The organism is Paraburkholderia denitrificans (genome assembly GCF_042655705.1).
In the GTDB taxonomy this organism is placed as follows: Bacteria; Pseudomonadota; Gammaproteobacteria; order Burkholderiales; family Burkholderiaceae; genus Paraburkholderia; species Paraburkholderia denitrificans.
Genome location: NZ_JBHSMP010000008.1, coordinates 30791 through 45782 on the forward strand (window position 1 = coordinate 30791; position 14992 = coordinate 45782).

The 14992-nt window shown below is 64.0% G+C and carries 9 protein-coding genes; 4 read left to right on the plus strand and 5 right to left on the minus strand.

The window, feature by feature from the left end; genetic code table 11:
- Nucleotides 1-89: 89 nt before the first annotated feature.
- From zapE to typA, 5 genes are all read right to left on the minus strand, one after another.
- Nucleotides 90-1187 (minus strand): cell division protein ZapE, encoded by a 1098-nt coding sequence (gene zapE / locus ACFPTO_RS05515; protein ID WP_377710016.1) that lies wholly within the window; start codon nt 1185-1187, stop codon nt 90-92.
- 130 nt (nt 1188-1317) lie between these two features.
- Complete coding sequence (lpdA, locus tag ACFPTO_RS05520; protein ID WP_377710017.1) at nt 1318-2748, minus strand: dihydrolipoyl dehydrogenase; 1431 nt, start codon at nt 2746-2748, stop codon at nt 1318-1320.
- Between the two features lie 114 nt (nt 2749-2862).
- Entirely contained in the window at nt 2863-4122 is a 1260-nt protein-coding gene (odhB, locus tag ACFPTO_RS05525) for a 2-oxoglutarate dehydrogenase complex dihydrolipoyllysine-residue succinyltransferase (RefSeq protein WP_377710019.1), read from the minus strand.
- Between the two features lie 123 nt (nt 4123-4245).
- Nucleotides 4246-7110 (minus strand): 2-oxoglutarate dehydrogenase E1 component, encoded by a 2865-nt coding sequence (locus ACFPTO_RS05530; RefSeq protein WP_377710020.1) that lies wholly within the window; start codon nt 7108-7110, stop codon nt 4246-4248.
- 333 nt (nt 7111-7443) lie between these two features.
- Nucleotides 7444-9270 carry a translational GTPase TypA gene (gene typA / locus ACFPTO_RS05535; protein ID WP_377710021.1) on the minus strand — a complete coding sequence of 609 codons (1827 nt, stop codon included), beginning with the start codon at nt 9268-9270 and terminating at the stop codon, nt 7444-7446.
- A gap of 540 nt (nt 9271-9810) precedes the next feature.
- On the opposite strand from typA, the gene ACFPTO_RS05540 reads away from it, so the two are divergent.
- From ACFPTO_RS05540 to ACFPTO_RS05555, 4 genes are all read left to right on the plus strand, one after another.
- Nucleotides 9811-10305 carry a MarR family winged helix-turn-helix transcriptional regulator gene (locus ACFPTO_RS05540; RefSeq protein WP_377710022.1) on the plus strand — a complete coding sequence of 165 codons (495 nt, stop codon included), beginning with the start codon at nt 9811-9813 and terminating at the stop codon, nt 10303-10305.
- Between the two features lie 86 nt (nt 10306-10391).
- Nucleotides 10392-11978 carry an efflux transporter outer membrane subunit gene (locus tag ACFPTO_RS05545; protein ID WP_377710023.1) on the plus strand — a complete coding sequence of 529 codons (1587 nt, stop codon included), beginning with the start codon at nt 10392-10394 and terminating at the stop codon, nt 11976-11978.
- A 79-nt stretch (nt 11979-12057) separates the two neighbouring features.
- Nucleotides 12058-13299, plus strand: a complete 1242-nt coding sequence (locus tag ACFPTO_RS05550; RefSeq protein WP_377710024.1) for an HlyD family secretion protein — start codon at nt 12058-12060, stop codon at nt 13297-13299.
- A gap of 28 nt (nt 13300-13327) precedes the next feature.
- Complete coding sequence (locus ACFPTO_RS05555; RefSeq protein ID WP_377710025.1) at nt 13328-14893, plus strand: DHA2 family efflux MFS transporter permease subunit; 1566 nt, start codon at nt 13328-13330, stop codon at nt 14891-14893.
- Nucleotides 14894-14992: the final 99 nt, after the last annotated feature.

A 14992-nucleotide genomic window follows, 5' to 3' on the forward strand; every position in this document is an offset into this window, starting at 1 on the left:
GTATCAGACGGGTCTGAATCTTGAAAACATCGACGCGCCCGTTTTTCACGACATTCGCGACATTCGCGACGACGCGCGGGCGCGCTTGCTCAGGTGAGCGACGTATCGACGATACGGCGCGGCGCTTCGAGATATTCCTTCGACTGCATTTCGACGATCCGCGAGACCGTGCGCGTGAATTCGTTCGCCATCGGGCCTTCGACGTATAGCGCCTCGGGACACACCGCCGCCGACATCAGCAGCTTCACCTTGTGGTCGTAGAACACGTCGATGAGCCATGTGAAGCGACGGGCTTCGGACTGCATGCGCGGCGTCATCTGCGGCACGCCCGACAGAATCACGGCGTGAAAGCGGCTCGCCAGTTCCAGATAGTCGTTCTGCGAGCGCGGCCCGCCGCACAGCGTCGCGAAGTCGAACCAGACGACGCCGTCGGCGCGGCGCAGCGCCTTGATCTCGCGCTTCTCGATGTGCAGGATCGGGCTCTCGTCGGGCACCGCCGCGAGTTGCGCGAACGAGTGCCGCAGTGCGCGGTCGGCTTCGGCGCCGAGCGGCGTATGGTAGACCTCGACCTGCGCGAGCGTGCGCTGCCGGTAGTCGATGCCCGCGTCGACGTTGAGCACGTCGAGCTTGTCCTTGAGCAGCGCGATGGCGGGCAGCATGCGGTCGCGATGCAGGCCGTCCGGATAGAGCAGATCGGGATCGTAGTTGGACGTCATCACGAACTGCACGCCGTTCGTGAAAAGACGGTCGAGCAGCCGATACAGGATCATCGCGTCGGCGATGTCCGAGACATGGAATTCGTCGAAGCAGATCAGGCGATATCGCTTCGCAATGCGGCGTGCGAGTTCGTCGAGCGGATCGGCCTGGCCCTTGAGTTCCTCCAGCTCGCGATGCACCTCGCGCATGAATTCGTGGAAGTGCAGGCGCGTCTTGCGCTGCACGGGCACGACCGCATAGAAGCTGTCCATCAGGAAGCTCTTGCCGCGCCCCACGCCGCCCCACATGTACACGCCGCGCGGCAGATCGGGGTGAATGATGAACTTCTTGAACGCGTTCGAGCGGCGCGCCTTGTACGCAACCCATTCGTCGTAGCACTGCTGCAGCCGGTCGACTGCGGCGCGCTGGGCCGCATCTGACTGGTACCCGCGGTTTTGCAGTTCCTTTTCGTAGTACTCGGTGACGTTCATTTCATGGGCCGCAAATAAGCAAAGGCGGATGGGATAGAACCCACCCGCCTCTTCGTCGTGATGCAAATTACTACGCGGCAGAGCATCCGACGAGAATTGACAACCCCGCCGGACGTCCTGCCCGCGCGCATTACATGTTGAGTGCGCGCTTGTCGGTGGCGAGAGCCGCCTCGCGCATGACTTCGGAGAGAGACGGGTGCGGATGGCAGATGCGGCCGATGTCTTCGGCGGCCGCCTTGAATTCCATCGCCACCACGGCTTCCGCGATCAGATCCGATGCGTTCGCCGAGATGATGTGCACGCCAAGCAATTCGTCGGTCTTCGCGTCGGCGATCATCTTCACAAAGCCATCGGCCTTGTTGATGCCGAGCGCGCGGCCGTTCGCCATGAACGGGAACTGGCCCGTCTTGACTTCGCGGCCTTCAGCCTTCAGCTGCTGCTCCGTCTTGCCGACCCATGCGATTTCCGGCTCGGTGTAGATCACCCACGGAATGCAGTTGTAGTCGATGTGCGGCTTCTGGCCGTCGATGATCTCGGCCACCAGCACGCCTTCGTCTTCGGCCTTGTGCGCGAGCATCGGGCCGCGCACCACGTCGCCGATCGCGTACACGTTCGGCACGCTCGTCGCGCAGTGGTTGTCGACGTCGATGAAACCGCGCTCGTTCGCCTTCAAGCCGATCGCTTCGAGACCGAGGTTGTCGGTGTTCGGCACGCGGCCCACCGAGACGATCAGGCGGTCGGCTTCGAGCGTCTGCGCCTTGCCGTCCTTGTCCGTGTAGGCGATCGTGACGTTCTTGTCCGTTGCCTTCACTTCGCCCACCTTCACGCCGACGTGAATGTCGAGCCCCTGCTTCTTGAGGAGCTTGGCGGCTTCCTTCGACAGCGACTGGTCAGCCGCGCCGAGGAATTCCGGCAGCGCTTCGAGCACCGTGACTTCGGAACCGAGACGACGCCACACCGAGCCGAGCTCCAGGCCGATCACGCCTGCGCCGATCACGGCGAGCTTCTTCGGCACGGCGTCGAACGAGAGCGCGCCTTCGTTGTCGGCGACGATCTTGTTGTCGACCGGAATGCCCGGCAGGTGACGCGCCTTCGAACCGGTCGCGATGATGACGTTCTTCGCCGTCACGACTTCCGCGTCGGCTTCGCCGCTCACTTCGATCTGCACGCCGGCTTCGTTCTTGCCGACGAACTTGCCGTGGCCCTTGAGCCACGTGATCTTGTTCTTGCGGAACAGGAACTCGATCCCCTTCGTCATCTTTTCGACGATGTCGTTCTTGCGGGCCAACATCTTCGAGACGTCGATCTTGACGTCCGAAACGCTGATGCCGTGATCGATCAGGTGATGCTGGGCGTTTTCGAACTGTTCCGACGAAGCGAGCAGCGCCTTCGACGGAATGCAGCCCACGTTCAGGCAGGTGCCGCCGAGCTTCAGCGCGCCGGCCGGGTTCTTCCACTTTTCGATGCAGGCAACCGACTTGCCGAGTTGGGCAGCGCGGATCGCCGCGATATAGCCGCCGGGGCCGGCGCCGATCACGACGACGTCAAATTCTTTGGACATGGTCATCCTTTCGAGACGTGAGCGCGGCACGCGGGCGGTGGTTTCCACCGCCCGCGCACGCGACGCTCAGAGAGACTTGATGATGCGAATGATGCGCAATGAAGAAGCGCTGCTTTACAGATCGAGCAGCAGACGAGCCGGATCTTCCAGCGCGTCCTTCATGGCAACCAGCGACAGGACGGCTTCGCGGCCGTCGATGATGCGGTGGTCGTACGACATCGCGAGGTAGTTCATCGGACGGATCACGATCTGGCCGTTCTCGACGACAGCGCGCTCCTTCGTGGCGTGCACGCCGAGGATCGCCGACTGCGGCGGGTTGATGATCGGGGTCGAGAGCATCGAGCCGAACACGCCGCCGTTCGAGATCGAGAACGTACCGCCCGTCATTTCCTCGATCGACAGCTTGCCGTCCTTCGCCTTCTGACCGAACTCGGCGATCTTCTTTTCGATGTCGGCGAGGCTCATCTGGTCGGCGTTGCGCAGGATCGGCACCACGAGACCGCGCGGCGAGCCGACAGCGATACCGATGTCGAAGTAGCCGTGATAGACGATGTCGTTACCGTCGATCGACGCGTTCACGAGCGGGAACTTCTTCAGCGCGTGCACAGCCGCCTTCACGAAGAACGACATAAAGCCGAGCTTCACGCCGTGTTCCTTCTCGAACTTGTCCTTGTACTTGTTGCGCAGGTCCATGACCGGCGCCATGTTCACTTCGTTGAACGTCGTGAGGATAGCGTTGGTTTGCTGCGATTCGAGCAGACGCTCGGCGATACGCGCACGCAGACGCGACATCGGCACGCGCTGTTCCGGACGGTCGGCGAGCCAGTTGCCGGCAGCGGCCGGCGCCTTGACGTCCGGCAGCGACGGGCGTGCGGCGGCGGGCTTCGCAGCCGGTGCGGGTGCAGCGGCCTTCGGCGCACCGGCGCCGAGCACGTCCTGCTTCGTGATGCGGCCGTCGCGGCCCGTGCCGGCGACGTCCGAACCCGACAGACCCTTCTCGGCCATCAGCTTCGAAGCGGCGGGCGAGGCGACGCTGCTGCTGGCGCCCGTCGTTGCTGCCGCGGCGGCAGCGGCGGGGGCTGCAGCGGCAACCGGAGCGGCGGCGGCGGCGGGTGCTGCTGCGCTTGCCTTGCCTTCCGTGTCGATCTTCGCGATCACTTGATCGGCCACGACGGTGTCGCCGTCGTTGGCCAGGAACTCGGCCAGCACGCCGGCTGCGGGCGCCGGCACTTCGAGCACAACCTTATCGGTCTCGAGTTCGATGAGGATTTCGTCCTGGGCGACAGCTTCGCCCGGCTTCTTCTTCCACTGCAGCATGGTGGCTTCCGAAACCGACTCCGAAAGCTGGGGGACCTTGACTTCAACGATAGCCATGTGAATTTTTCCTGAATACGTACCGGGGTTTCCCCCGTGAAACGAACCGGGTCGCGCACGTGAGCGCGGGAAAGCGCGCTATTCGCGAGTCGCGCCTTCCCGGTTCGAGTTGCTCTTTCGTGCTTACTTCGCGACCTGCGCGCCCTTCAGGCGGCCGAACGCACCTTCGATCAGCGACTTCTGCTGCTCGTAGTGCTTCGCGTAGTAGCCGACCGCCGGCGAGGCGGAAGCAGGACGGCCGCTGTACGCGAGCTTCTGCCCTTCCTTCATGCCTTCCTTCAGATGGTGCTCGATGTAGAACCACGGGCCCTGATTCTGCGGCTCGTCCTGCACCCAGACCACTTCGGTCGCGTTGTCGTACTTCTTCATTTCCGCTTCGAACTGCTTGTGCGCGAACGGATAGAGCTGTTCGATACGAACGATCGCGACGTCGCCCACCTTCGCTTCGCGGCGATGCGCGACGAGGTCGTAGTACACGCGGCCCGAGCAGGCGACCACGCGCTTGACCTTCTTCGGATCGATCGACTCGTCCACTTCGCCGATGACCGGCATGAACGTGCCGTTCGCGAGTTCCGACAGGTCCGAAACGGCTTCCTTGTGGCGCAGCAGCGACTTCGGCGTGAAGACGATGAGCGGCTTGCGGAAGAGGCGGATCATCTGGCGGCGCAGCAGGTGGAAGACCTGTGCCGGCGTGGTCGGCTGAACGACCTGCATGTTGTGCTCGGCGCACAGTTGCAGATAGCGTTCGATACGCGCCGACGAGTGCTCCGGACCCTGGCCTTCATAGCCGTGCGGCAGCAGCATCGTGAGACCCGAAACGCGGCCCCACTTCACTTCGCCCGACGAGATGAACTGGTCGATCACGACCTGAGCGCCGTTCGCGAAGTCGCCGAACTGGCCTTCCCACAGCACGAGCGTGTTCGGTTCGGCGGTCGAGTAGCCGTACTCGAAACCGAGCACCGCTTCTTCGGACAGCACCGAGTCGATCACCGTGAACTTCGCCTGGTTCTCGGCGATGTTCTGCAGCGGGATATACGTGCCGTCGTTCCAGCGCTCGCGATTCTGGTCGTGCAGCACCGCGTGACGGTGCGTGAACGTGCCGCGGCCCGAATCCTGGCCGGTCAGACGGACGGTGTAGCCCGAAGCGACCAGCGACGCGAACGCGAGGTGTTCGCCCATGCCCCAGTCGAGCTTCGCGTCGCCCTTGCCCATCGTGCGGCGGTCGTTGATGACGCGCTCGACGAGCGGGTGAACCTTGAAGTTCTCGGGGACCGTGGTGATGCGTTCGGCGAGGCGCTTGAGCTCGGCGAGCGGAACGGCCGTATCGGCGGCGTCGGTCCACTTGCGGTTCAGGAACGGCACCCAGTCAACGGCGTACTTGCTCTTGTAGTTCGAGAGCACCGGGTCGACCGTGTGGTTGCCTTCGTCCATCGCGGCGCGATACGCCTTGACGTAGCCGTCGGCGTCCGCTGCCGTGATCACGCCCTGCTGCACGAGCTTCTCGGCGTACAGCGCACGGGTGCCTGGGTGCTGCGCGATCTTCTTGTACATGAGCGGCTGCGTGACCGCCGGCGTGTCCTGCTCGTTGTGGCCGAGCTTGCGGAAGCACACGATGTCGACGACGACATCCTTGTGGAACTGCATGCGGTATTCGATCGCGAGCTGCGTGGCGAGCACGACGGCTTCGGGATCGTCGCCGTTCACGTGCAGCACCGGCGCTTCGATCATCTTGACCACGTCGGTGCAATACAGCGTCGAGCGCGTATCGCGCGGGTCCGACGTTGTGAAGCCGATCTGGTTGTTGATGACGATGTGCAGCGTGCCGTGCGTGCCGTAGCCGCGCGTCTGCGCGAGGTTCAGCGTTTCCATCACGCAGCCCTGGCCCGCGAAAGCCGCGTCGCCGTGGATCTGCACCGGCAGCACCTGCAGGCCGTTTTCGTCGCCGCGGCGATCCATACGCGCCTTGGCCGAGCCTTCGACCACCGGGTTGACGATTTCGAGGTGCGACGGATTGAATGCGAGCGACAGGTGGACCGGGCCGCCTTCGGTGGCCATATCCGACGAGAAGCCCTTGTGGTACTTCACGTCGCCGGCCGGCAGATCGTCGACGTGCTTGCCTTCGAATTCGGCGAAGAGGTCGGCCGGCATCTTGCCGAGCGTATTGACCAGCACGTTCAGGCGGCCGCGGTGGGCCATGCCGATGACGATTTCCTGCACGCCCTTCGCGCCTGCGTGACGGACGACTTCGTCCATCGACGCGATGAAGCTCTCGCCACCTTCGAGCGAGAAGCGCTTCTGGCCGACGTACTTGGTGTGCAGGAAGCGCTCGAGGCCTTCGGCGGCCGTCAGGCGCTGCAGGATGTGCTTCTTCTTGTCGTTGGAAAAGTTCGGCGTCGAACGGATCGTCTCGAGCTTTTCCTTCCACCAGCGCTTCTGTTCAGGATCGCCGATGTACATGTATTCGACGCCGATCGTACCGCAGTACGTATCGCGCAGCGACTTGACGATCTCGCGCAGCGTCGCGCGCTCGTAACCGAAATACAGGTTCGTCGCGCTGAACGTCTCGTCCATGTCGGCTTCGGTGAAGTCGTAGAACGCGGGCTCGAGTTCGGGGATATTCGGACGCTCGCGGCGCTTGAGCGGATCGAGGTTGGCCCATTGCGAGCCGAGGAATCGATACGCGCCGATCAGCGACTGAACGTAAACCTGCTTGCGTGCCGTGGCGAGATCTTCGCCGCCGCCGCGCGAAACGAATGCGTTGGCCTTGGCACGCTGTGCGAACGACTCGACGATCGGGCCGTGCGCGACGTCGCTGTCCGCCGTGCCGCTCGACGAGGGCACGTTTTGCAGCGCGTCGAAATACTCGCGCCAGGTGTCCGGTACGGACGCGGGGTTATCAAGATATGCTTCGTATAGCTCTTCGACATACGGAGCATTACCGCCGAACAGATAGGAGTTCAGCTGGAATTGCTTCATCGTTTCCGACATTTACGCTCACCTTTCTTCGAGTTTCTCGAGAAATAGCGGGTTACTCAACCTTCCGCGACACGGCCTGACCGTTTAGCGGATTGCGAATCAAGTCTGCTTGGAAGGACCTAAATCATGCATCCGCGGAGGATAGCACATAAGTGCTGCTCTCCGTCGGACGCAACGCGACGCGAGAACCGTACGCAAACCCTTTCCAGGCAGGCTTTCGCGGCTCTTGCGGCACATTTTTTTGCACTGCAATACAGTTATTCCGGACGCAAAAAAGCCGCCTGCATAGGGGCGGCTTTTTTGCATCCTTATTTGTATTGCAGTGCGCAAAATTGTTGAACCCGATTATTCGGCAACGGCTTCACGGCTTGCGCGACGGCGCTCGTGCTCTTTCAGGTGACGCTTGCGCAGGCGAATCGACTGCGGCGTCACTTCAACGAGTTCGTCGTCGTCGATAAATTCGACCGCATATTCGAGCGACATCTGGATCGCCGGCACGAGGCGCACAGCTTCGTCGGTGCCCGAGGCGCGCACGTTGGTGAGCTGCTTGCCCTTGATCGGGTTCACGACGAGGTCGTTGTCGCGGCTGTGGATGCCGATGATCATGCCCTCATACAGCGCGTCGCCCGGCTTCACGAACATGCGGCCGCGATCCTGCAGCTTCCACAGCGCGTAGGCGACGGCCGCGCCGTCGTCCTGCGAGATCAGCACGCCGTTGCGGCGCTCGCCGAGCGAACCGTCCTTGATCGGACCGTATTCGTCGAACACGTGGCTCATCAGGCCGGTGCCGCGCGTGAGCGTCATGAACTCGCCCTGGAAGCCGATCAGCCCGCGCGCCGGAATGCGGTACTCGAGACGCGTGCGGCCACGGCCGTCCGACGCCATGTCGAGCATTTCGCCCTTGCGGCGGCCAAGTTCTTCCATCACGCCGCCCTGGTGGCCGTCTTCGACGTCCACCGTCAGTTGTTCGTACGGCTCCATCTTCACGCCGTCGACTTCGTGCAGCACGACGCGCGGACGCGACACGGCCAGCTCGTAGCCTTCGCGGCGCATGTTTTCGATCAGGATCGTGAGGTGCAACTCGCCGCGGCCCGACACTTCGAACGTAGTTTCGTCGCCCGTGTCCTTCACGCGCAGCGCGACGTTGTGGTTCAGTTCCTTCGTGAGGCGGTCGCGGATCTGGCGGCTCGTCACGAACTTGCCTTCCTTGCCCGCGAGCGGCGACGAGTTCACGAGGAAGTTCATCGTGAGCGTCGGCTCGTCCACCGTGATCATCGGCAGCGCTTCGGGATTGTCGACCGCGCAGATCGTGGCGCCGATGCCGATATCCTCGATGCCGTTGATCAGCACGATGTCGCCGGCTTCGGCCGACTCGACCTGCACGCGCTCAAGGCCGTGGAACGACAGCACCTGGTTGATCTTGCGGTTCATCACGTCGCCTTCCGGGCCGAAGCGCAGCGCGACCGGCTGGCCCGGCCTGATGCGCCCGCGCGTGATGCGGCCCACGCCGATGCGGCCGACGTAGGTCGAATAGTCGAGCGAGGTGATCTGCAGTTGCAGCGGGCCTTCCGGATCGGCGGCGCGCACCGGCACGTGCTGGAGGATCGCCTCGAAGAGCGGGCGCATGTCGCCTTCGCGGGCCGATTCGTCGAGCGACGCGTAGCCGTTCAGGCCCGACGCGTACACCACCGGGAAATCGAGCTGCTCTTCGGTCGCGCCGAGCTTGTCGAAGAGGTCGAACGTCTGGTTGATGACCCAGTCGATGCGGGCGCCCGGGCGGTCGACCTTGTTGACGACGACGATCGGCTTGAGGCCGAGCGCGAGGGCCTTCTTCGTGACGAAGCGCGTTTGCGGCATCGGGCCTTCGACGGCGTCGACGAGCAGCAGCACCGAGTCGACCATCGAGAGCACGCGCTCCACTTCACCGCCGAAGTCGGCGTGGCCCGGGGTGTCGACGATGTTGATGTGAGTGCCTTCGTACTCGACCGCGCAGTTTTTCGCGAGAATCGTGATCCCGCGCTCTTTTTCGATGTCGTTCGAGTCCATGACGCGTTCGGCGATCTGCTGGTTCTCGCGGAACGTGCCGGACTGGCGCAGCAGTTGATCGACGAGCGTGGTCTTGCCGTGGTCGACGTGGGCAATGATGGCGATGTTGCGAAGAGCGCGGGACATAGGAACCTGGGGACACAGTTGAGTGCGCGGCTAACAGCCAGGCATCGGGGGCATCGACGTGCAGCGTTCGTGCCCCATTCGCCTGATTCTGCCGGCTGCCGTTGCGCCGGCTCCGGACAAACCGGGACACAGCACCTCGACAAAAACGCACTTTTCGGGAACCTGAAAGTATAGCACGCGATGATGACTTCCTCTGACACATGTCCTCATCGCGGCCTGTAAGGTGACCGGACAGCCGCCCGGAGCCATCCAGACAGCACCCCGACAGCACCCCGGCAGCACCCCGGCAGCATTCGGCGGCACAAGATTCATCGTCGGGATGACCGCCTCGAATTGGCAGCTTCTATAGCGCAGATGGCGCAGCAGCCCTTTGCTACGGCCTTTCAGCGCTAAAACGGACGATTTTCCCACGCCATCGAGACCGGATTAAGCTCGATATCTGCAAGACTTTTTCGGCAATTGCGTAGTTGACGCTTGCCGCGTCAACTAATCGCACTCTATACTCCATGCCTGGTCAATCATTGCAGGCGCAGCAGAATTATGACGGATCCGGCCCATACACCTCCGTCCGAAGTCCTCGAGTACGACTTTGGAGAAAGCGTCGGCTACCTGATTTCGCGCGTGAAGTCGACCATGTCGAATCTGGTCAACCAGCGCACCGTCGCGGAACTCGGCGTCACGAGCCAGCAGGCTAGCGTGCTGTTCATGGTCGCGAGCGGCAAGTGCGTGCTCGCCGCGGAACTGGCCCGCGAGTACGGGATCGACGCGAGCGCGGTGACGCGGCTCGTCGACCGGCTGGAAACGCGTGGGCTGCTCAAGCGCGTACGCAGTTCGGAGGACCGCCGCGCGGTGCGTCTTGCGCTCACGCCCGAAGGCCACGCGATCGCGAGGCGCATGCCGGCGATGTTCACCGGCATCAGCGAGCGCCTCTTGAGCGGCCTCTCGCCCGAGGAAGTCGGGTTCCTGAAAAGCATGCTGCGGCGCGTGCTGGCGAACGGCTGCGAAGCGAGCCAGAACCCACCTGCCAATTCGTGACGGGGCAATTAAATTTGAAAGCATTTCAAAAGTAAATAGCTGCACCGTCCAGTATTACCTTCACCTCACACGCATCGAGACGAGCAATGACTCCCCATTCCCAGTCCCGGCCAGCCGTGCACCGGGTCGCCGCCGCAGCAGCAGCGGCCATGGCGGCGATGGCCCTTTCGGGATGCGCGAACTACTTCGGCATCAAGAGCGACAAGACCATTGCCCAGCCGCAGCAGTTCGAAACCTCGCAGAGCATCCCCGCACAGGGCGGCCAGTGGCCCACGCTCGACTGGGCGAACCAGTTCGGCGACGCGCAACTGCCGAAGCTGATCGACGAAGCGCTCGAAGGCAATCCGACCATCGCGCAGGCGCAGGCGCGCATCGCCAAGGCGTCGTCGTACATCCAGACGTCGAAATCGGCGCTCTTTCCGAAGGTCAACGCGAGCTACTCGTGGACCCGCGAGCTGTTCTCGGCCAATGCCCTCTACCCGCCTCCGTTCGGCGGCTCCTGGTATAGCGAGAACAACGCGCTGGCGAGCGCGTCGTGGGAACTCGACCTCTGGGGCAAGAACCGTCAGCGCCTCGCGCAGGCCGTCTCCGCGCAAAAGGCTTCCGTCGCCGACATGCAGCAGGCGCGCATCACGCTCGCGGCATCGGTCGCACGCACGTATAACCAGCTCGCCCAGCTCTACGCGCTGCGCGACATCGCCTTGCACGAAATCGACAACCGCAAGACCATTGGCACGATCACCAATGGGCGCGTGCTCGCGGGCCTCGACACCAACGTCGAGCGGCAGACCGCCAACGGCAATATCGCGTCGAGCCAGGCCAATCTCTCGCAAATCGACGGCCAGATCGAAACGGTGCGCTACCAGCTCGCCGCGCTGCTCGGCAAGGGACCGGATCGCGGGCTGCAGATCACGCAGCCGGTACTGCAGCCGGCCGCCGAGCTCGCGCTGCCCGACAGCCTGCCCGCCGATCTCGTGTCGCGCCGCCCGGACATCGTCGCCGCGCGCTGGCAGGTCGAAGCCGCCATGCACGACGTGAAGGAAGCCAAGGCGGAGTTCTATCCCGACGTGAACCTCGCGGCGGGCTTCGGTTTCGATGCGTTCGGCTGGGGCAAATTCCTCAACTTCACGAGCCGCCAGATGCAGTTCGGCCCGGCAGTCCATCTGCCAATTTTCGATGCGGGCGCCCTGCGCGGACAGTTGAAGGGCCGCTACGCCGACTTCGAACTCGATGTGGCGAACTACAACCAGACGCTCATCGGCGCGTTCCAGGACGTCGCGACCCAGGTCGCGACGATCCATTCGGCCAACCGGCAGCTCGTCGATGCCGAGCGCGCGCTCGACGCTTCGACGAACGCCTGGCAGCTCGCCGTGATCCGCTACAAGGCGGGCCTGTCCGAGCAGCTTCAGGTGCTCAACGCCGACCAGAACCGCCTCGCCGCCGAACAGACGGTGACGAACCTGAAGGCGCAGCGGCGCGACAACCAGATGGCACTCATCAAGGCGCTCGGCGGCGGGTTCGACGCACACGGCGCGGACCTCGTGCCGCCCGCCGACGTCGGCAGCGAAGCGAAGGGCCCCAACGGCGCGCCGTGGACCGGTACGACGGCGCCCACACTACCCGCACTGCCTGCTTCGGCGGCTGCAGCGACGTCGGCAGCGGCGTCGAACTGACGCCGCGCCTGCCCGACCAGAACAGCCTCGATCGAATAGTCGAACGAACGGCACAAGAGAACCCCCGGAGATCATTTCCATGACCACCCCCCAGCAACCGGCCGCCGGTCCGCAACCGAACGCGCAGCCGAGCGCGAGCAACGGCAAGCGCCGCCGCATGATGACGCTGCTTGTCCTCGTGATCGCGATTGCCGCCATTGCCTACGGCCTCTATTACTTCCTCGTCGCGCGCTATACGGAAGGCACCGACGACGCCTATGTGAACGGCAACGTCGTGCAGATCACGCCGCAGGTCACCGGCACGGTGATCGCGGTGAAGGCGGACGACACGCAGACGGTCAAGGCAGGCGACCCGCTCGTGGTGCTCGACCCGGCCGACTCGCGCATCGCGCTGCAGCAGGCCGAAGCGAATCTTGCGCAGACGGTGCGCCAGGTACGCGGCCTCTTCGCCGACGATAGCCAGTACGAAGCACAAGTCGCCGTGCGCGAGGCCGATCTCGCGCGCGCCCAGGACGACCTGCGCCGCCGCATGCTGGTTGCGCAGACGGGCGCCGTCTCGCAGGAAGAGATCTCGCACGCACGCGAGTCCGTGCGGGGCGCCGAAGCCGCGCTCGAAGCCGCCCAGCATCAACTTTCCGCCAACCGCGCGCTCACCGCGAACACGACGATCTCGTCGCATCCGAACGTCATGGCCGCCGCGGCCAAGGTCCGCGACGCGTATCTCGCGAACGCGCGCAACACGCTGCCCGCGCCGGTCACCGGCTACGTGGCGAAGCGCTCGGTGCAGGTGGGCCAGCGCGTCGCGCCGGGCACGCCGCTCATGTCGGTCGTGCCGCTCAACGCCGTGTGGGTCGATGCGAACTTCAAGGAAGTGCAGCTCAAGCACATGCGCATCGGCCAGCCGGTCGAGATGACGGCCGACGTGTACGGCTCTTCGGTGGTCTACCACGGCAAGGTCGTGGGCTTCTCGGCGGGCACCGGCTCGGCGTTCTCGCTGCTGCCCGCGCAAAACGCCACGGGCAACTGGATCAAGGTCGTGCAGCGCCTGCCGGTGCGCATCTCGCTCGATCCGGCCGACCTCGAAAAACACCCGCTGCGTATCGGCCTGTCGATGCAGGTGGACGTGAACATCAAGGACGATTCGGGCAGCCAGCTCGGCAACGCGCAGAACACGGTCTATCAGACCGACGTGTTCGACCAGTACGGCGCGGAAGCCGATGCCGAAATCGCCCGCATCGTTTCGGAAAACGCCGGGGCCAACGCCGGGACCAGGACCGGCGCGGCTGTGTCGTCGGCAAAGTCCGCCGCCCAGGCGATGTAAGCCGTCCCCGCCAACCAGAAGCGAATTAATGGCAGAGCAACAACCCGTCGTCCATCCGCCGCTGCAGGGCGCCAAACTCGTGTTCGGCACCATCGCGGTGTCGCTCGCGGTTTTCATGAACGTGCTGGACACCTCGATCGCCAACGTGTCGATCCCGTCGATCTCGGGCGACCTCGGGGTGTCGTCCGACCAGGGCACGTGGGTCATCACCTCGTTCGCGGTCGCGAACGCGATCTCCGTGCCGCTGACCGGATGGCTCACCGACCGCATCGGTCAGGTGCGTCTTTTCATGGCGTCGATCATTCTGTTCGTGATCTCGTCGTGGATGTGCGGCCTCGCGCCCACGCTGCCCTTCCTGCTCGCCTCGCGCGTGCTGCAGGGCGCCGTGGCCGGGCCGATGATTCCGCTCTCGCAGACGCTCCTGCTCGCGAGCTATCCGCGCGCGAAGGCGCCCATCGCGCTCTCCATGTGGTCGATGACAACGCTCATCGCACCGGTGGCCGGGCCGATTCTCGGCGGCTGGATCTCCGACAACATCTCGTGGCCGTGGATCTTCTACGTGAACATTCCGGTCGGCATCGTGGCCGCGTTCGCGACGTGGACGATCTTCCGCGACCGCGATTCGGTCGTGAAAAAGGCGCCCATCGACGGCGTCGGCCTCGCGTTGCTGATCATCTGGGTCGGCTCGCTTCAGGTGATGCTCGACAAGGGCAAGGACCTCGACTGGTTCTCGTCGACGACGATCGTTGTGCTTGCACTCACCGCGGTCATCGCGTTCGCGTTCTTCGTCGTGTGGGAACTGACCGACAAGCATCCGGTCGTCGATCTCTCGCTCTTCGCGCGGCGCAACTTCACGGGCGGCACGATCGCGCTCGCGGTGGGTTACGGTCTTTACTTCGGCAATCTCGTGCTGCTGCCGCTGTGGCTGCAGACCAGCATCGGCTACACCGCGACCGACGCGGGCCTCGTCATGGCGCCCGTGGGTTTCTTCGCGATCATGCTTTCGCCGATCACGGGCCGCATCCTGCCGCGCACCGATCCGCGCTATATCGCGACTTCGGCGTTCGTCGTCTTCGCGCTGTGCTTCTGGCTGCGTTCGCGCTACACGACCGGCGTGGATACGTGGGCGCTGACCCTGCCGACGCTGATCCAGGGTATCGGCATGGCGGGGCTTTTCATTCCGCTCGTGTCGATCACGCTGTCCGGGCTGCCCGGCAACCGCATTCCGGCTGCATCGGGCCTGTCGAACTTCGTGCGGATCATGTGCGGCGGCATCGGCACGTCCATCTTCGAGACCGCGTGGGATCACCGCACCACGTTCCACCACGCGCGCCTCACCGAACAGGCCACGCCGACCAATCCGGTCTTCAACGAGTCGATGCTGCAGATGCAGCACGCGACCGGTCTCGATCCGGCGCAGGCGCACGGCCTCTTCGACCGGATGCTGTCGCAGCAGGCCGCGCAACTCGGCGTCAACGACCTCTTCTACATTTCGTCGGCGATCTTCATCGTGCTGATCGGGCTGATCTGGATCACGCGCCCCGAGCGCACGAGCAGCGCCAACGCGGGCGCGGCGGCATCGGCGGCACACTGATCCGCTGATCCTGTAACACGGGAAGCGGGCGTCATGGCCCGACCCAAACAAATACGGCACGCCCGATTCACACCGGCGTGCCGTTTTGCTTTGAACGAT